We start from the raw sequence: 17,653 nt of genomic DNA, 5'->3' as shown, positions 1-17,653 counted from the left end.
TCGGCCGCGGACAGCGGGTAGTGGGCGCCCTGCTTGGTGAGGACGGGCAGGCCGGCGTTGGGCATGCAGGAGAGCGGGATACGGGCGTTGCGCGCGAGGTAGCGCAGGTGCTCGCTCATCTCGGCGGGGCCGGTGGCGCAGTTCAGCCCGATCATGTCGATGCCCAGCGGCTCCAGCGCCGTCAGGGCCGCGCCGATCTCCGAGCCGAGGAGCATGGTGCCGGTGGTCTCGACGGTGACGGAGCAGATCAGCGGGACGGTGACGCCCAGGGCCTCCATGGCGCGGCGGGCGCCGATGATGGAGGACTTCGTCTGCAGGAGGTCCTGGGTGGTCTCCACCAGCAGGGCGTCGGCGCCGCCGGTGATCAGGCCCTCGGCGTTGATCTGGTAGGCGTCGCGGATCTGGCCGTAGGTGATGTGGCCCAGGGTGGGCAGCTTGGTGCCGGGGCCCATGGAGCCGAGCACCCAGCGCTGCTGCCCGGTGTTCGCGGTGAACTCGTCGGCGACCTCGCGGGCGATCCGGGCACCCGCCTCGGACAGCTCGAAGTTCCGTTCGGCGATGTCGTACTCGGCCAGCGCGGCGTAGTTCGTACCGAAGGTGTTCGTCTCGACGCAGTCCACACCCACCGAGAAGTACGCCTCGTGCACGGAACGCACGATGTCGGGGCGGGTGACGTTCAGGACCTCGTTGCAGCCCTCCAGCTGCTGGAAGTCCTCCATGGTGGGGTCCTGCGCCTGGAGCATTGTTCCCATGGCTCCGTCGGCGACGACCACGCGGGTCGCGAGCGCCTCTCGGAGGGCATCGGCCCGGGTCTGGGTGTCAGCGGACGGGTTGGGCAACGAAGCCATGGTTGTGCTCCCTGGAATGCGACGGCTGTCGGCTTTGCACCCCCTCTGTGTCAAGGGTGCACGTCGTCAGCGTAACCGCGAGGCACCGGACCCGGTGCGGGTGTCCCACGTGGCGGACTGCATTCTGTGGCAGGGGTTGCCAAGGGTGTCCCGGCGACGGTACGGCGAACAGTTTCCCCCTCGCTGCGCAAGGTCGGCATCGACCGATACTGTTCAGCATTGTCGAACCACATCAAGATGGTCAGTAATGACAGCAAGGTCAGCAGGAGGCTGCGCGATGGCACGGAACATCCAGTCGCTCGAACGAGCCGCTGCGATGCTGCGGCTCCTGGCGGGCGGCGAGCGCCGGCTGGGGCTCTCGGACGTGGCGTCCTCGCTGGGCCTGGCCAAGGGCACGGCCCACGGGATCCTGCGCACCCTGCAGGCCGAGGGCTTCGTGGAGCAGGACCCGGCCTCCGGCCGCTACCAGCTGGGCGCTGAGCTGCTGCGCCTGGGCAACAGCTACCTGGACGTGCACGAGCTGCGCGCCCGCGCCCTGGTCTGGACGGACGACCTGGCCCGGGCGAGCGGCGAGAGCGTGTACGTCGGGGTGCTCCACAAGAGCGGGGTGCTGATCATGCACCACGTGTTCCGGCCCGACGACAGCCGCCAGGTGCTGGAGGTCGGGGCCATGCAGCCGCTGCACTCCACCGCGCTGGGCAAGGTGCTGTCCGCGTACGACCCGGTCGCGCACACCCAGGTGACGGAGGCGGAGCGCGAGGCGTTCACCCCCCGGACGGTCACGGACGGCGTCGGTTTCGAAGAGGTCCTGAGCCTGACGCGGGCGCGGGGCTGGGCCGCCGACGTCGAGGAGACGTGGGAGGGCATCGCCTCGGTGGCGGCGCCGATCCACGACCGGCGCCGGATGCCGGTGGGTGCGGTGGCGGTGGCGGGCGCCGTGGAGCGGGTCTGCGGGGAGGGCGGGGAGCCCCGTGCGTCCCTCGTGGCCTGGGTGCGGGACTGTGCGCGCGCGGTTTCACGCGATCTCGGCGCAGGCCGGTTCTAAGCCCCCTTTAGCACGATGCGGCCAAACCCTGGCCGCATTCTGCCCATTTTTCGCCACATCCTGACCATGAGATGGCTGGATTTGGTTGATCGCACCTAGTGGTAACGATCCGACACTTTGGCCTGGCCAGCCCTTGACGCATTCTTCACCTGGGCGGAAAACTGCCGTTCATCGGTCGGCATTGTCGAACACCTACCGGCAATACGCGCTAGGATGCGACGAGGCCAAGGACCGGTGCAGCACTCACCGAGTGCGCGGAACCACCGGAGGGACCCGGTGTCCGCCCACCCCTGGACGTACGTAAGGAGTCGCGGGTGTCCAGCTCCGACATCTTCATCGGCGAGACCATCGGTACCGCCCTGCTCACACTGCTCGGCGGTGGCGTCTGCGCCGCAGTGACGCTTAAGAGCTCCAAGGCCCGCAACGCGGGCTGGCTCGCCATCACGTTCGGCTGGGGATTCGCCGTACTGATCGCCGCCTACGTCTCCGCGCCGCTCTCGGGTGCGCACCTCAACCCGGCGGTCACCGTCGGCCTCAACATCAAGAGCGGCGAGTGGGGCGACACCCCCGTCTACTTCGCCGGCCAGCTGCTCGGCGCCATGCTCGGCGCGGTCCTGATGTGGATCACCTACTACGGCCAGTTCCGCGTGCACCTGGCGGACCCGGAGCACATCCGCGACGCCAAGCTCGGTCCCGAGGACCCGCACCCGCACGACGTGGCCGGTCCCGTGCTCGGCATCTTCTCCACGGGTCCCGAGATCCGCAACGTCGTCCAGAACCTCGCGACCGAGATCATCGGCACCGCCGTACTGGTCCTGGCGATCCTGACCCAGGGCCTCCAGGACGACGGCAAGGGCCTCGGTGTCATAGGCGTCCTGATCACCTCGTTCGTGGTCGTCGGCATCGGCCTCTCGCTGGGTGGCCCGACCGGCTACGCCATCAACCCGGTGCGCGACCTCGGCCCGCGCATCGTGCACGCCCTGCTCCCGCTGCCCAACAAGGGCGGCTCCGACTGGGGATACTCCTGGATCCCGGTGGTCGGCCCGCTCGTCGGTGCCGCCCTCGCCGGTGGTCTTTACAACATCGCGTTCGCCTGATCAGCACGGCCGCGTTTCCGTAAGATCCGCACCGCCCTCCTGATTCCGCCTACTCACCAGACCTGCCAGGAGCAGCCACATGACCAGCAGCACCGGCCCCTTCATCGCCGCGATCGACCAGGGCACCACCTCCTCCCGCTGCATCGTCTTCGACCGTGACGGCCGCATCGTCGCCGTCGACCAGAAGGAGCACGAGCAGATCTTCCCGAAGCCGGGCTGGGTCGAGCACGACGCCGCCGAGATCTGGACCAACGTCCAGGAGGTCGTCGCCGGCGCCATCGCCAAGGCCGAGATCACCGCCGCCGACGTCAAGGCCGTCGGCATCACCAACCAGCGCGAGACCACCCTCCTGTGGGACCGCCACACCGGCGAGCCCGTGCACAACGCGCTGGTCTGGCAGGACACCCGCACCGACGCCCTGTGCAAGGAGCTCGGCCGCAACGTCGGCCAGGACCGCTTCCGCCGCGAGACCGGCCTGCCGCTGGCGAGCTACTTCGCCGGCCCGAAGGTCCGCTGGCTGCTCGACAACGTCGAGGGCCTGCGCGAGCGCGCCGAGGCCGGGGACATCCTCTTCGGCACCATGGACTCGTGGGTCATCTGGAACCTCACGGGCGGCGCCCAGGGCGGCGTGCACGTCACCGACGTCACCAACGCCTCGCGCACCATGCTGATGAACCTGCACACCCTGGCGTGGGACGAGAAGATCGCGGAGTCGATGGGCGTCCCGATGAACGTCCTCCCCGAGATCAAGTCCTCCGCCGAGGTCTACGGCCACGTCAAGGACGGCGTCCTCGCCGGTGTCCCGGTCGCCTCGGCGCTCGGTGACCAGCAGGCCGCCCTCTTCGGCCAGACCTGTTTCGCCGAGGGCGAGGCCAAGTCCACGTACGGCACCGGCACGTTCATGCTGATGAACACCGGCGACAAGATCATCAACTCCTACAGCGGCCTGCTGACCACGGTCGGCTACCAGATCGGCGACAAGAAGCCGGTCTACGCGCTGGAGGGCTCCATCGCCGTCACCGGCTCGCTCGTCCAGTGGATGCGCGACCAGATGGGCCTGATCAAGTCCGCGGCCGAGATCGAGACCCTGGCCTCCTCGGTCGAGGACAACGGCGGCGCCTACTTCGTGCCGGCCTTCTCCGGTCTGTTCGCCCCGTACTGGCGCTCCGACGCCCGCGGTGTGATCGCCGGCCTGACCCGGTACGTCACCAAGGCGCACATCGCCCGTGCCGTCCTGGAGGCCACCGCCTGGCAGACCCGCGAGATCACCGACGCCATGACCAAGGACTCGGGCGTCGAGCTCGCGGCCCTCAAGGTCGACGGCGGCATGACCTCCAACAACCTGCTGATGCAGACGCTCTCGGACTTCCTGGACGCCCCCGTGGTGCGCCCGATGGTCGCCGAGACCACCTGCCTCGGTGCCGCCTACGCCGCCGGCCTGGCCGTCGGTTTCTGGCCCGACACCGACGCCCTGCGCGCCAACTGGCGCCGCGCGGCGGAGTGGACCCCGCGGATGCCCGCCGAGCAGCGGGACCGCGAGTACAAGAGCTGGCTCAAGGCCGTGGAGCGTTCCATGGGCTGGGTCGACGACGAAGACGCCAGCTGACCGCACTCAGCTGAGTCAATCGACGAGGAGCTAAGAGAGATATGAGCAGCCTGCAGAGCGTTCCCGCACTGGGGACGCACCCGACCGCCGGTGCCAACGTCAGCCGCGCCCAGACCCGTGAGCAGCTGTCGAAGGCCACGTACGACCTGCTGGTCATCGGCGGTGGAATCCTGGGTACCTCCGTGGCGTGGCACGCCGCGCAGTCGGGCCTGCGGGTTGCCATGGTGGACGCCGGCGACTTCGCCGGCGCCACCTCCTCGGCCTCCTCCAAGCTCGTCCACGGGGGCTTGCGCTACCTGCAGACCGGCGCGGTCAAGCTGGTCGCGGAGAACCACCACGAGCGGCGGGTGCTGGCCAAGGACGTGGCCCCGCACCTTGTCAACCCGCTCACCTTCTACCTGCCGGTCTACAAGGGCGGTCCGGTGGGTGCGGCCAAGCTGGGCGCGGGCGTCTTCGCCTACTCCGCCCTCTCGGCCTTCGGCGACGGCATGGGCAAGGTCATATCCCCGGCCCGTGCCGTCGCCGACAACCCCGGCCTGAAGACGGACAACCTCAAGGCCGTCGCGGTCTACTACGACCACCAGATGAACGACTCCCGCGTCGCCGTCATGACGGTCCGCGCGGCCGTCGAGTCGGGCGCGGTCGTCCTCAACCACGCCGAGGTCACCGGGCTCCGCAAGACGCGGGGCCGGGTCACCGGCGCCGAGCTCAAGGACCGTCTCGACGGCACCGAGTTCGGGGTCGACGCGCGCGTCGTGCTCAACGCCACCGGCCCGTGGGTGGACCACCTGCGGCGCATGGAAGACAAGCACTCGATGCCGTCGATCCGCCTCTCCAAGGGCGCGCACATCGTCATGAAGCGCAAGTCGCCGTGGAAGGCCGCCATGGCCACCCCGATCGACAAGTACCGCATCACCTTCGCCCTCCCCTGGGAGGACCAGCTGCTGCTCGGCACCACCGACGAGGTGTACGAGGGCGACCCGGCGGACGTGCGCGCCACCGAGTCCGACATCACGCAGATCCTGGACGAGGCGGCCTTCTCGGTGAAGGACGCGGACCTCGACCGCTCGCTGATGACGTACGCCTTCGCGGGCCTGCGGGTGCTGCCCGGCGGTCCCGGCGGCGTGGAGAAGGCCAAGCGCGAGACGGTCGTCTCCGAGGGCGCCGGCGGCATGCTGTCGGTGGCCGGCGGCAAGTGGACGACGTACCGCCACATCGGCCGCGTGGTCATGGACAAGCTGTCGAAGCTCCCGGGCAGCCCGCTGACCGAGGACATGGAGCCGGTGAAGTCCCTGGTGCGCCGGATCGCGCTGCCCGGTGTCGCCAACCCGAACGCGGTCGCGCACCGGCTGCTGGTGGACCGTGAGCCGGGCACCCGGATGGACCCGCTCACCGCCCGCCACCTGGCCTCGCACTACGGCTCGCTGGCCTTCGACATCGCGCGCCTCGCGAACGAGGACCCGGCGCTGGCCGAGCGCATCCACCCGGACGGTCCGGAGATCTGGGCGCAGGTCGCCTACGCCCGTGACAACGAGTGGGCCGAGACGGTCGACGACGTGCTGCGCCGCCGTACGACGGTGACGATCCGCGGCCTGGACGACGAGGCCGTTCGGGCCCGCGTCGAGGAGATGCTGGGCCACAAGGCATAGCTGTCACGCAGGTGGGGAAGAGGGGCGGTTCCGAGGGGAACCGCCCCTCTGTCGTGGGCTGTGGCTGGCGTCGTATCAAGGCTTAGGCTGACCCACGTACGCAAGGGAACTTCGGAAGGAGACCTGGGTGATCGAGCTTGAGGGCGTGCCCGAGCTGATCGACCCGGTCATGGTGGCCGCGTTCGAGGGCTGGAACGACGCGGGTGACGCGGCCTCCGGTGCGGTCGCACACCTGGACCGGGAGTGGAAGGGCGAGGTCTTCGCGGCTCTGGACGCCGAGGACTACTACGACTTCCAGGTCAACCGGCCGACGGTGTGGCTGGACAACGGGGTACGGAAGATCACGTGGCCGACGACCCGGCTGTCGGTGGTCCGGATCGGCGGGGCGAAGCCGCGCGACCTGGTGCTGGTCCGGGGGATCGAACCGTCCATGCGGTGGCGGTCGTTCTGCAACGAGATCCTGGGCTTCGCCCACGAGCTGGGCGTGGAGATGGTGGTCATCCTGGGGGCGCTGCTCGGGGACACGCCGCACACCCGGCCGGTGCCGGTGAGCGGGGTCACCTCGGACGCGGACCTGGCGCGGACGATGGACCTGGAGGAGACCAAGTACGAGGGCCCGACGGGCATCGTGGGCATCCTGCAGGAGGCCTGTACGCACGCGGGTGTGCCGGCGGTGTCGCTGTGGGCGGCGGTGCCGCACTACGTGTCGCAGCCGCCGAACCCGAAGGCGACGCTGGCGCTGCTGAACCGGCTGGAGGATCTGATCGACATCCGGATCCCGCTGGGTGAACTGCCGGAGGACGCGCGGGCGTGGCAGCTGGGCGTGGACCAACTGGCCGCGGAGGACAGCGAGGTGGCGGAGTACGTCCAGACGCTGGAGGAGGCGCGGGACACGGCGGACCTGCCGGAGGCCTCGGGCGACGCGATCGCCCGGGAGTTCGAGCGGTACCTGCGGCGGCGTGACCCGGCGGCGGGCCCGGAGACGGCCACGGACACGGGCTCGTACTTCCGGGACCTGTCCGGTGGCCGCCCCCAGCCGAAGCCGAAGCAGGACGACGCCTCGGACCCGGACGGCACTGCCGAGGGCGACGGCGGGGACACCGGCGAAGTCACCGGCGAGGGCACCGGCGAAGGCGGCGGGGAAGCGGGCGGGGACACTCCCCAGGCCTAGCCGCAGCGGGGTGTCCGGCTCCCGGTACGCCCCGCTGGTGACCGTCACGCGGTGACGCCGTGAACGGCGAAGCGCGCCCCCGGTCCGGTGCCGGGGGCGCGCTTCTTCGGTGCGCCTGGCGCTGCTAGAGGGCCACGCCCAGCAGGGCGTCCACCGTGCGGGAGACCAGGCCGGGGGCCGACTCGTCGTCGCCGTCCGAGGCGTTCTGGGCGTCGACCCAGCGGTCCACGGCGGCGAGCGCCGCGGGGGCGTCGAGGTCGTTCGCCAGGGCCTCGCGGACCTCCTCGACCAGCGCGTCCGCCGGCAGCCCGTCGGGCCGGGACACGGCCGCGCGCCAGCGCTCCAGCCGGGCCACCGCCTCGGCGAGGACGTCGTCGGTCCACTCCCAGTCGGCCCGGTAGTGGTGCGACAGCAGGGCGAGGCGGATGGCCGCCGGGTCCACCCCGGCGCGCCGCAGGGCGGAGACGAATACGAGGTTGCCCTTCGACTTCGACATCTTCTCGCCGTGCAGGGCGACCATGCCCGCGTGCACGTACGCCTTGGCCATCGGGAACTCGCCCGTCAGCACCTGGGCGTGCGAGGCGCCCATCTCGTGGTGTGGGAAGGCCAGGTCGGAGCCGCCGCCCTGGATGTCGAAGCCCATGCCCAGGTGGTCCAGGGCGATGGCGACGCACTCGATGTGCCAGCCCGGCCGGCCGCGGCCCAGCGAGCCGCCGTCCCAGCTCGGCTCGCCCGGACGCGCGGCCATCCACAGCATCGGGTCCAGCGGGTTCTTCTTCCCGGGCCGGTCGGGGTCGCCGCCCCGCTCCGCCGAGAGCAGCCGCATCGCCTCGGCGTCGAGGTTCGAGACCCCGCCGAAGTGCGTGTCGGACTCGACCGAGAAGTAGACGTCCCCGTCGAGCTCGTACGCCGCGCCCGCGTCCCGCAGCCGCTCGACCAGCGGCACGATGCCGGGTATGGCCTCGACGGCTCCGATGTAGTGCTGCGGCGGCAGCATCCGCAGGGCGGTCATGTCCTCGCGGAAGAGCGCGGTCTCGCGCTCGGCCAGCTCGGTCCAGTCGTGGCCGTCGCGCAGCGCCCGCTCCAGGAGCGGGTCGTCCACGTCGGTGACGTTCTGGACGTAGTGGACCTGCCGCTTGGTGTCGAGCCACACGCGCTGCACGAGGTCGAACGCGTTGTAGGTCGCCGCGTGACCGATGTGGGTCGCGTCGTACGGGGTGATGCCGCAGACGTAGATACGGGCGACGGGACCGGGGGCGAGGGTGATCGTCCCCTGGGTCGCGGTGTCGTGGATCTGGAGGTCGCGGCCCTTGCCAGGAAGGGCGGGGACCTCAGAAGCGGGCCAGGCATGCATGTCTCGAGCCTAACCGGACGCATGTTCCGGAAACGAACCGGACCTGCACTGTTGTCTTGATCGGCACTCTTGCGGTCTGGCCGAATCTATGCGTATGGCGGATGGCCGGTTCAGACCGGTGGCCAGGGGATCGACGGCCACTGTCCGGACGGCTGCGGGTGGGTTCCGGTGCGCAGCAGGTGCGCCACCCGGGCCCGTACGGCGGCCAGCTCGACGGTGGTGATCAGTTCGGCCAGCCGGGTGGCGAGCGGGGCTCCCTCGGCCAGCTCGGCGGCCAGCCCGGTCAGCACCTCGCGCGCCTCGTCGGTCAGCGGCTCCCCCGCCCAGCCCCACAGCAGGGTGCGCAGCTTGTCCTCGGCGTGGAAGGTCACGCCGTGGTCGATTCCGTAGAGGCGGCCGTCGGGTGCGGGCAGCAGGTGGCCGCCCTTGCGGTCGCCGTTGTTGATCACGGCGTCGAGTACGGAGAGCCGGCGCAGCCGCGGGTCGTCGGCGTGGACGAGGAGCGCGCTGCGGCCCTCCCCGACCTCGGCCAGGGCGACGGGCTTCCAGCCCTCCCCCGCCTCCTCGCCGTCGACGAGCGCGAGGAGCCCGGCGCCCGCTTCCCCTTCGGGTTCCGCGGATTCGATCCACCGCTGGACCATGCCCTCGCCGTACGGTCCGTCGCGCAGCACGGTGGCGGGGACCAGGCCCCATCCGGTGGCCTCGGAGACCAGGTAGGCGGCGACCTCGCGCTGGGCGAGGCTCCCGTCGGGGAAGTCCCACAGCGGCCGCTCGCCCTTGACGGGCTTGTACACGCAGTCGGCGCTGGCGCCCTCGTGCGTGACGGTGCACAGCAGGACGGCGTTGGACGCCTCGCGGATCCGGCCGATGACGGTCAGCTCGCCCTTGGCGAGCAGTTCCTCGATCTCCCCCGTGTCGGTCACGCCTGTCGCCGGTAGCCGTTCTGGCGCGGGCACACGTGCCCCTCCGGGTCCAGCGGCAGACTGCACAGCGGGCACGGCGGGCGGCCGGCGTTGACCACGTCCAGGGCCCGCTTGGCGAACGCCCGGGCCTGGGCGCCGGTGAGGCGGACCCGCAGCATGGGCGGGCCGTTCTCCTCGTCCTGGAGCAGCCGCTCCTCCGCCTCGGCGAGGTCCTCGTCGGAGTCGGCGTCGAGTTCCACCAGGGCCTGGGCCTCGACGATCATCCGCTGCTCCTCGCCGTCCCAGGCCAGGGCCATGGTGCCGACGCGGAACTCCTCCTCGACGGGGACGTCGAGGGGCGCGGTGTCGGCGGCCTCGGCGGGGGCGACGGCCGGCACCGGGGCGTTGCCTCCGGTGCGCCGCACGACCTCGTCCAGCAGCTCGTCCATCCGCTCGGCGAGCGCCGCGACCTGGGTCTTCTCCAGGGAGACGCTGGTGACGCGGGGGCCGGAGGAGGCCTGCAGGAAGAACGTACGGCGTCCCGGCAGACCGACCGTGCCGGCCACGAAGCGGTCCGGGGGGTCGTAGAGGAACACCTGACGGGGCACGTCCAGTCTCCAAGTCTCAGCGGCAGGGGCAGGTCTGCGCCCTTGTGGCCCGTCCACCCTACTGCGCCGTCCGATCACGCCGCGCCCGCGCCGCCTCCCACGACCGCGTTCCCGGTGTCTTCGGCGTCTTTGTCCGAAGCGACGGCTTCCGGTTCGGCCGGACGCTTCACGAGCGGGCCGAAGTCCCCCGTGTCGCCCAGCCGGAACACGAACGGCCGGGTCGGCGTGTAGCGGACGGCGGTCACCGAGCAGGGGTCGACGTGGATGCGCTGGAAGAGGTCCAGGTGCATCCCGAGGGCGTCCGCGACAAGGGACTTGATGATGTCTCCGTGGGAGCACATCAGGAAGACGGCGTCGCTCCCGTGCTCGTCCTCGACCCGCGCGTTCCATTCCCGTACGGCGTCCACGGCGCGCGCCTGCATGGCGCGCATGGACTCGCCGCCGGGGAAGGCGGCGGCCGAGGGGTGCTGCTGGACGATCTTCATCAGCGGTTCGTCGGCGAGCTCGGAGAGCTTGCGGCCGGACCAGTCGCCGTAGTGGCACTCGCCGATCCGCTCGTCGGTGTGCACTTCCAGCTCGGGCCTGGCGGCCAGCAGGGGTGCGAGGGTCTCCCGGCAGCGTTGCAGCGGGCTGGTGACGGCGGCGGCGAGCGGCACGCCCGCCAGCCTTCCGGGAAGCGCGGCGGCCTGCTCGGCGCCGCGCTCGTCGAGGCCGACTCCCGGGGTCCATCCGGCGAGCAGCCCTGCGGTGTTGGCGGTGGACCGCCCGTGTCGTACGAGGATCAGCGTGGCCATGGGGGCAGCCTATGCGGTGGGGCCGGAGTGCGGGCCGGCGCGGGACGAGGGACAATGCCCGCGTGATTGTGGACTGCGCGATCTATCGGAACGGCTGCCGCACCGAGGGACCCGAGGACCTCTCGGACGCACTCGACGCGGCGCGGGCGAGCGGGGACGCCTTCCTGTGGATCGGCATGTACGAGCCGACGGCGCAGGAGTTCGAACACGTCAGCCGCGAGTTCGGCCTGCACAAGCTGGCGGTGGAGGACGCGCTGACCGCGCACCAGCGCCCGAAGCTGGAGGTGTACGACGACTCGCTGTTCGTCGTCCTCAAGCCGGTGATGTACGACGAGGCGGCCGACACGGTGACCACGGGCGAGTTGATGCTGTTCATCGGCGACTCCTTCGTGGTCACGGTCCGGCACGGCGAGGGCGCCGCGCTGGCCGCCGTACGGCGTCGGCTGGAGCACGAGCCGGAGGTCCTCAGGCACGGTCCGACGGCCGTGCTGTACGCGGTGTCCGACGCGGTGGTGGACCACTACATCGAGGTGGCGGCCGAGCTCCAGGTCGATCTGGAGGAGCTGGAGGCCGAGGTCTTCTCCCCGAACCCCTCGGACTCGAAGAACACCGCCGCCCGGATCTACGGCTTCAAGCGGCAGGTACTGGAGTTCCGGCGGGCGACGAACCCGCTGCTCCAGCCGATGGAGCGGCTCGCCTTCGGCGAGGTCCCCTTCGTCCACGAGCACGCGCAGCCCTTCTTCCGCGACGTCGCCGACCACCTGACCAAGGCGAGCGAGTACATCGACGGGCTCGACCGGCTGCTGTCGGACGCGCTGTCCGCGCATCTGGCCCAGATGGGGGTCCGCCAGAACGACGACGTGCGCAAGATCTCGGCCTGGGCGGCGATGGCGGCCGTCCCCACGATGGTGGCCGGGATCTACGGGATGAACTTCGAGCACATGCCGGAGCTGGGGCACGCCTGGGGCTATCCGGCGGTGGTGGCGGTCATGGTGGCCGTCTGCCTGGGCCTGCACCGCATGTTCAAGCGCCGGGGCTGGCTGTAGCCGGGTGCGACGTGGCGCACGGCACGGCTGGGCCCTAGGCGAACTCGGGGGCGGTGACCGGTGCGCCGCCCAGTGCGTCGCGGCGCTGCGGCATCCGCAGGTCGACCATCCGGTGCCAGCCGCTGAACCGTTCGTACGCGTACGTGGCGCGGATGCCGGCGGCGAGCGCGGCCGCCTTCGGGGTGGACCAGTGCAGCAGCCGTCCCATGTGGTCCATGACGGCGAGGCTGACGTCCCGGTAGACGCCGATCTCCGCGAGCGCGCTCTCGCGGAGCACCCGCTGGATGGTGCGGCCGTGGCCCGCCCGGGCGAGGCGCAGCAGTTCCTCGTGGCAGTAGGCGAGGTGGTTGGCCTCGTCGTCGCTGATCATGTGGATGGCCTTGCCGAACTCGGGGTGGTCTCCGAAGTACCCGACGAGCATCTCCATCTGGTCGGCGGCGCGCTGTTCCGTGACGCGGCTGTGCGCGAGGTAGACGACGATGTCCTCCTCGCCCAGCGCCTGCTCGCGGCGCAGCTTCTCGTGGGCGAGGCCGATGCCGCGGCGCTCCAGCAGCATCGTGTAGTCGGTCTCGGGCGGGACGGGGACCGGCTGGAGGCCGCGCTTGCGCAGCAGCGCGTTGAAGATCCGGCCGTGCTTGTCCTCGTCGGCGCCGTGCCGGGTGATCTTGGGCGCGAGGTCGCGCATGGCGTCGGGCACCAGGGCCGCGATGCGGGCGTTCTCCCAACCGCCCTGGGTCTCCCCGCTGGCGGCGATGGAGCAGAACAGCTGGAAGGAGTCGTCGTTGTCGACGATCTCCTGGAACAGGCTGCGGGCAGAGAGCATGAACCGAGTCAAACGCCGGGCGTGGGGACCGGCAACCGATGGGTCGCGCTACTCGTCCGAATGAACGAAACGAGGGGATGGGCCGCCGCGCGTAACCCCATGGGCACCCGGGGCGTTGTTGGCTGTGTCGGCCGTGGCGGGGAAGACCCCCCGAGCCCCCACCACGGCCGCAGACTTCTTTTGACGTTCAGGCGAGACCGGCCAGCTCCATGGCCTCGGTGCCGGCCCGCAGGGCGGCGATCCGCTCGTCCAGGGTGAATCCGGCCGGCGCCAGCGTGAGGGTGGTGACCCCGGCCTCCGCGTAGGCCCGCATCCCGTCCGCGATGCGGGCGACGGGGCCGAGCAGCGTGGTCGAGTCGATCAGCGAGTGCGGGACGGCCTCGGCCGCGCCGGTCTTGTCGCCCGCCAGGTACTTGTCCTGGATCTCGGCGGCTTCCTTCTCGTAGCCCATGCGCTGGGCCAGCTGGTTGTAGAAGTTCTGCTTCCGGCTGCCCATGCCGCCGACGTACAGGGCGGTGTAGGGGCGGAACATGTCGGCGAGCGCGGTCACGTCCTCGCCGAGGGCCAGCGGCACGGTCGGGCAGACGTCGAAGCCGTCCATGGTCAGCCCGGCCTTCTCGCGGCCCGCCCGGATGTGGGTGAGCGCGGTGGCCTCCAGGTGCTCGGCCGCCGGGAAGATCAGCAGGGCGCCGTCGGCGATCTCGCCGGTCTGCTCCAGGTTCTTCGGACCGATGGCGGCGATGTAGAGCGGGATGTGCTCGCGCTCGGGGTGCACGGTCAGCTTGATCGGCTTGCCCGGGCCGCCCGGCAGCGGCAGGGTCCAGTGCTCGCCCTCGTAGGAGAGGCGCTCGCGGCTCATGGCCTTGCGGACGATCTCCACGTACTCGCGGGTGCGGGCGAGCGGCTTGTCGAACGTGACGCCGTACCAGCCCTCGGAGACCTGCGGGCCGGAGACGCCGAGGCCGAGCCGGAAGCGGCCCTTGGTGAGCGAGTCGAGGGTGGCCGCCGTCATGGCGGTCATCGCGGGCTGCCGGGCCGGGATCTGCATGATCGCCGAGCCGACGTCGATGCGCTCGGTCTGGGCGGCGACCCAGGCGAGCACGGTCGGGGCGTCGGAGCCGTAGGCCTCGGCGGCCCAGCAGACGTCGTAGCCCAGGCGGTCGGCCTCCTGGGCGACGGCGAGGTTGTCGGCGTCCATGCCCGCGCCCCAGTAACCGAGATTGATGCCGAGCCGCATGTGTCGTCCCCTTACCGGTTTACCGATCAGTAACGTTGGTGTGCGGGGACTGTAGCGTGCCAGGGCGCTCCGCGTCAGCGCCCCAGTAGTCTCAGCGCTCATGGAGCAGAGGCATCTCGGCCGCACCGGACTGCGCGTATCCCGGATCGGCCTCGGCACCCTCACCTGGGGCCGTGACACCGGCGAGGAAGCCGCCGCCGAGCAGGTGAAGACCTTCTGGGAGGCGGGCGGCACGCTCGTCGACACGGCCGACGTGTACGGGGGCGGGGAGGCGGAGTACCTCCTCGGGCGGCTGGTGGGCGGACTCGTCCCGCGCCGGGACCTGGTGATCGCGACCAAGGCGGGCAGCGTGCCGGACCCGGACCGGCGGTTCGACGGCTCGCGCGGGCACCTGCTCGACGCGCTGGACGCCTCGCTGGACCGGCTCGGCACCGACTACGTCGACCTCTGGCAGGTGCACGCCTTCGATCCGGCGACCCCGTTGGAGGAGACCCTCCAGGCCCTGGACCTGGCGGTGAGCAGCGGCCGGGCCCGGTACGCCGGGGTGTCCAACTACTGCGGCTGGCAGCTGGCGAAGGCGGCGACCTGGCAGCTCGCGGCGCCCGGGGTACGGACCCGGATCGCCTCGACGCAGATGGAGTACTCGCTGCTGCAGCGCGGCGTGGAACGGGAGGTGCTGCCGGCCGCGCTGGACCTCGGGATCGGCCTGCTGCCCTCGTCCCCGCTGGGGCGCGGGGTGCTGACGGGCAAGTACCGGGACGGCGTGCCGGCGGACTCCCGGGGCGCCTCCGATTCCATGGCCGCCTTCGTGGACCCGTACCTCGACGAGGCGGCGGGCCGGATCGTGGACGCGGTGGCGACGGCGGCCCGGGGGCTGGCCGTGACCCCGCTCGAGGTGGCCCTCGCGTGGATCCGGGACCGGCCGGGGGTGGTCGCGCCGATCGTGGGCGCACGGACGTCGGCGCAGCTCGCGGCGGCACTGTCGGTGGAGGCCCTTAGTCTTCCCGAGGAGATCTGCCGGGCGCTGGACGATGTTTCGGCTCCGGTGCACCGCTACCCCGATCAGGACTGGAGCACGCTGTGAGTACGGACCGCCAAGCCGAAACCGAAGCCACTGCCGCGGAGGAACCGGCCGGGGCACAGGCCGACTCGGGCGGGCCCGAGGTCGGGCCTGCCGCACCGCACGGCGAAGCCGTTGACGGCGGACAGGGGGCGCAGCCCCCTGCTCCCGGCCCTGCCGGTCACGGGGGCCCGGGGGCGGAGCCCCCGGTTTCGGGAAGGGGCGGGGAGGGGGAGAGCCCCGCAGGGCCCGAGACCGACGGCAACGCCGGGCCCGCGGCCGGGCCCGCGGCCGGGGCCGAGGCCGAGGCTGAGGCCGAGCCCGAGGCTGAGGCCGGCGCTGAGGCCGAGGCCGGCGCAGCGGAACCCGCCGAACCGGCCGCCGGGGCCCAGGCGCCCGCGCTCACCGAGGCCCAGGCCGAGTTGGCCGCGCAGAAGGTCGAGCGGGAGCGGATCGCGCGGCGCAAGGCGGAGCGGGAGGCGCCCGTCGAGGCCGGGGCCAAGCTCAGCGGGAAGGCCGCCGATCTGCTGGCCGCCGTACGGGCCGTGGAGAGCGGCGACAAGCCCCCCGCCGTGTACTTCGACGAGGCCCCGGCCGCGCCCCGCAGGCCGGCCCCCGCCCCCGCCGCGCCGCGCCCGGCCGCCCCGGAACCGGTGACCGCGGCGGCGCCCTCCGCCGACGCCGTCGAGGGCGTACGGGCCGTACTGGCCCGCGGTGGCGCCCCCGAGGCCCTGGCCGGTCCCGCCGCGGCGGCCCTCGGCGAGGGGGCCGCCGAGCAGCTCGCCGAGAACCCCTGGCGGCTGCTGTCGGTCCCGGCCGTACGCCCGACCCAGGCGGACGGCTTCGCCCGCTCCCTGCTGGGCTCCGAGGCCGGTCCCGGGGACGAGCGCCGCACCACCGTGCTGGTGGGCTGGCTGCTGGCCCAGGCCGGGCTCAAGGGGCACACCGCGCTGGAGGCCCCGGTACTGGAGAAGGCCCTGGCCCAGTACGGCGTACCGGATCCGGCCGAAGCGCTGGAACAGGCCATCGCTGACGGCTCGGTGCTGGTCTTCCACGAACCCCTCGGGCCGCCCGTCGAGGAGGGCGAGGAGCAGCCCGTACGCCTCCTCGTGGGCCTGGAGGGCGCCGCCATGGCCGAGGAGAGCCTGGCCGACGGCCTGGCCCGGCTCGCGTCCGGCACCTTCGACGCGTCCGCGGACTGGGAGCGGGCCGCGGCGGCCGCGCCGGGCCCGTCCGCCGCCGAACTGATCCGCACGGTCGCGGGCCACGGCCTGGTCGCCCACACCGGCGGCGAGGCCGCGCGCGGCGAGGTGTTCGCCCTGGTCGCGGCGGCCCGGGAGCTGGGGCTGCGGGCCTGTCCGGCCGCGCACGCCCCGGCCGGCCCGGACTCGGTGACCGTGGCGGGGCTGCTGTCCGGGGCGCAGGGGCCCGGCCGGGACGCGGACGGGCAGTTCGCGCTGGACCTCCTCGTGGTGCTGGACGCGCCGCAGCTGGACGTGGAGACCGCGGCCGCACTCGTGGAGTCCGTGCCGGACGGGGCCCGGCTGGTGCTCTCCGGGGACCCCGGGGTCCTCGGGTCCGCCGGGGCCGGACGGGTGTTCGCCGATGTGCTGGCGGCCCGTGCGTGCCCCCAGGTGGTCTCCCGCACCCCGGATCCGGGCCCCCTGGGCGAGCTCGTGTCCGGGGTCGGGATCGGCGAGCTGAACCAGGTCGACGCCCCCGGCAAGGAGGTCGTCATCGTCCCCGTGAAGGACGCCGGGGAGGCCGTGCACCGGGCCGTGCAGCTGGTGGCCGAGTCGGTGCCGCGGGCCTTCGGGATCCCGGCGGACAGCGTGCAGGTGATCACCCCGGGCCACGGCGGCTCCGCGGGGACGCGGGCGCTGAACGCCGCCCTCAAGGAGCGGCTGAACCCCGGTCCCGGCCGGTTCGGCGGCTTCGACCCCGGCGACCGGGTGGTCCACGTGCCGTCCGCCGGGCGGGCGCTCGCGGCCCGGGTGGTGTCGGCCGACGCGGAGGGGCTGCACCTGGACCGGGCGGGCGTACGGATCGTCGTACCGAAGGAGCTCGTCGAGTCCCAGGTGCGGCACGGCTGGGCGGTGACGGCGCATCAGGCCGCCGGCACGCGCTGGCCGGCGGTGGTCGTCGTCCTGCCGGGTGACGCGGCGCAGGCGCTGTCGAGGGACTGGGTGTACACGGCGTTCGGGCGGGCCGAGCGGCACCTGTCGGTGGTGCACGGCGTCGACCAGGCGCTGCCGCACGCGGTGGCCGAGGTGCTGCCGAAGCCGCGTACGACACGGCTGGCGGGCCTGCTGAAGGCGCTCGCGACGGCGGGTGAGCAGGCGGAGTGACGCGCGGCCGTGGCCCCCGCCCTGCGGGGCGGGGGCCACGGGTGCCGGGCGGGGGACGGGCCGGG

The 17,653-nt window shown here is 72.2% G+C and carries 15 protein-coding genes; 8 read left to right on the top strand and 7 right to left on the bottom strand.

The window, feature by feature from the left end; translation table 11 throughout:
• A partial coding sequence (locus tag AB0D29_RS14975; protein WP_362854398.1) for a homocysteine S-methyltransferase family protein occupies positions 1–848 on the bottom strand: 848 nt, incomplete at its 3' end.
• 277 nt (positions 849–1,125) lie between these two features.
• Here AB0D29_RS14975 and AB0D29_RS14970 point away from each other — a divergent pair.
• The 5 genes from AB0D29_RS14970 (at position 1,126) to AB0D29_RS14950 (ending at position 7,416) form a co-directional block, all read left to right on the top strand.
• Positions 1,126–1,893 carry an IclR family transcriptional regulator gene (locus AB0D29_RS14970; protein ID WP_362854396.1) on the top strand — a complete coding sequence of 256 codons (768 nt, stop codon included), beginning with the start codon at positions 1,126–1,128 and terminating at the stop codon, positions 1,891–1,893.
• A 314-nt stretch (positions 1,894–2,207) separates the two neighbouring features.
• Entirely contained in the window at positions 2,208–2,990 is a 783-nt protein-coding gene (locus AB0D29_RS14965; protein ID WP_362854394.1) for an MIP/aquaporin family protein, read from the top strand.
• A 79-nt stretch (positions 2,991–3,069) separates the two neighbouring features.
• On the top strand, positions 3,070–4,596 hold the full coding sequence (gene glpK, locus AB0D29_RS14960; RefSeq protein WP_362854392.1) for a glycerol kinase GlpK: 1,527 nt from the start codon (positions 3,070–3,072) through the stop codon (positions 4,594–4,596).
• A gap of 41 nt (positions 4,597–4,637) precedes the next feature.
• On the top strand, positions 4,638–6,245 hold the full coding sequence (locus tag AB0D29_RS14955; protein WP_362854390.1) for a glycerol-3-phosphate dehydrogenase/oxidase: 1,608 nt from the start codon (positions 4,638–4,640) through the stop codon (positions 6,243–6,245).
• 127 nt (positions 6,246–6,372) lie between these two features.
• The gene (locus AB0D29_RS14950; RefSeq protein ID WP_362854388.1) at positions 6,373–7,416 is read left to right on the top strand and encodes a PAC2 family protein; all 1,044 of its coding nucleotides are present in this window, start codon (positions 6,373–6,375) and stop codon (positions 7,414–7,416) included.
• Between the two features lie 124 nt (positions 7,417–7,540).
• On the opposite strand, the gene mshC is transcribed toward AB0D29_RS14950, so the two are convergent.
• From mshC to AB0D29_RS14930, 4 genes are all read right to left on the bottom strand, one after another.
• Positions 7,541–8,770 (bottom strand): cysteine--1-D-myo-inosityl 2-amino-2-deoxy-alpha-D-glucopyranoside ligase, encoded by a 1,230-nt coding sequence (gene mshC, locus AB0D29_RS14945; RefSeq protein WP_362854386.1) that lies wholly within the window; start codon positions 8,768–8,770, stop codon positions 7,541–7,543.
• A 110-nt stretch (positions 8,771–8,880) separates the two neighbouring features.
• Positions 8,881–9,726 (bottom strand): SCO1664 family protein, encoded by an 846-nt coding sequence (locus AB0D29_RS14940; RefSeq protein ID WP_362854384.1) that lies wholly within the window; start codon positions 9,724–9,726, stop codon positions 8,881–8,883.
• Positions 9,690–10,280, bottom strand: coding sequence for a DUF3090 domain-containing protein (locus AB0D29_RS14935; protein WP_030720371.1), 591 nt, complete (start codon positions 10,278–10,280; stop codon positions 9,690–9,692). Before AB0D29_RS14935 ends, AB0D29_RS14940 begins: the two co-directional genes overlap by 37 nt.
• A 74-nt stretch (positions 10,281–10,354) precedes the next feature.
• Entirely contained in the window at positions 10,355–11,074 is a 720-nt protein-coding gene (locus AB0D29_RS14930; RefSeq protein WP_362854382.1) for a histidine phosphatase family protein, read from the bottom strand.
• A 62-nt stretch (positions 11,075–11,136) separates the two neighbouring features.
• On the opposite strand from AB0D29_RS14930, the gene corA reads away from it, so the two are divergent.
• Positions 11,137–12,120, top strand: coding sequence for a magnesium/cobalt transporter CorA (gene corA / locus AB0D29_RS14925; protein ID WP_362854380.1), 984 nt, complete (start codon positions 11,137–11,139; stop codon positions 12,118–12,120).
• Between the two features lie 34 nt (positions 12,121–12,154).
• Here corA and AB0D29_RS14920 read toward each other — a convergent pair whose 3' ends face one another.
• On the bottom strand, positions 12,155–12,943 hold the full coding sequence (locus AB0D29_RS14920) for a ferritin-like domain-containing protein (protein WP_362854378.1): 789 nt from the start codon (positions 12,941–12,943) through the stop codon (positions 12,155–12,157).
• A gap of 187 nt (positions 12,944–13,130) precedes the next feature.
• Positions 13,131–14,180, bottom strand: a complete 1,050-nt coding sequence (locus tag AB0D29_RS14915; RefSeq protein ID WP_362854376.1) for an LLM class F420-dependent oxidoreductase — start codon at positions 14,178–14,180, stop codon at positions 13,131–13,133.
• 100 nt (positions 14,181–14,280) lie between these two features.
• On the opposite strand from AB0D29_RS14915, the gene AB0D29_RS14910 reads away from it, so the two are divergent.
• Entirely contained in the window at positions 14,281–15,264 is a 984-nt protein-coding gene (locus tag AB0D29_RS14910; protein ID WP_351301217.1) for an aldo/keto reductase, read from the top strand.
• Positions 15,261–17,588, top strand: coding sequence for an ATP-dependent RecD-like DNA helicase (locus AB0D29_RS14905; protein ID WP_362854374.1), 2,328 nt, complete (start codon positions 15,261–15,263; stop codon positions 17,586–17,588). Before AB0D29_RS14910 ends, AB0D29_RS14905 begins: the two co-directional genes overlap by 4 nt.
• The last annotated feature ends 65 nt before the right edge of the window (positions 17,589–17,653 follow it).

The organism is Streptomyces sp. NPDC048424, assembly GCF_040651555.1.
Lineage (GTDB): Bacteria > Actinomycetota > Actinomycetes > Streptomycetales > Streptomycetaceae > Streptomyces.
Note: the sequence above shows the minus strand (reverse complement) of the source record. Positions and strands in the feature narration are given on the sequence as shown.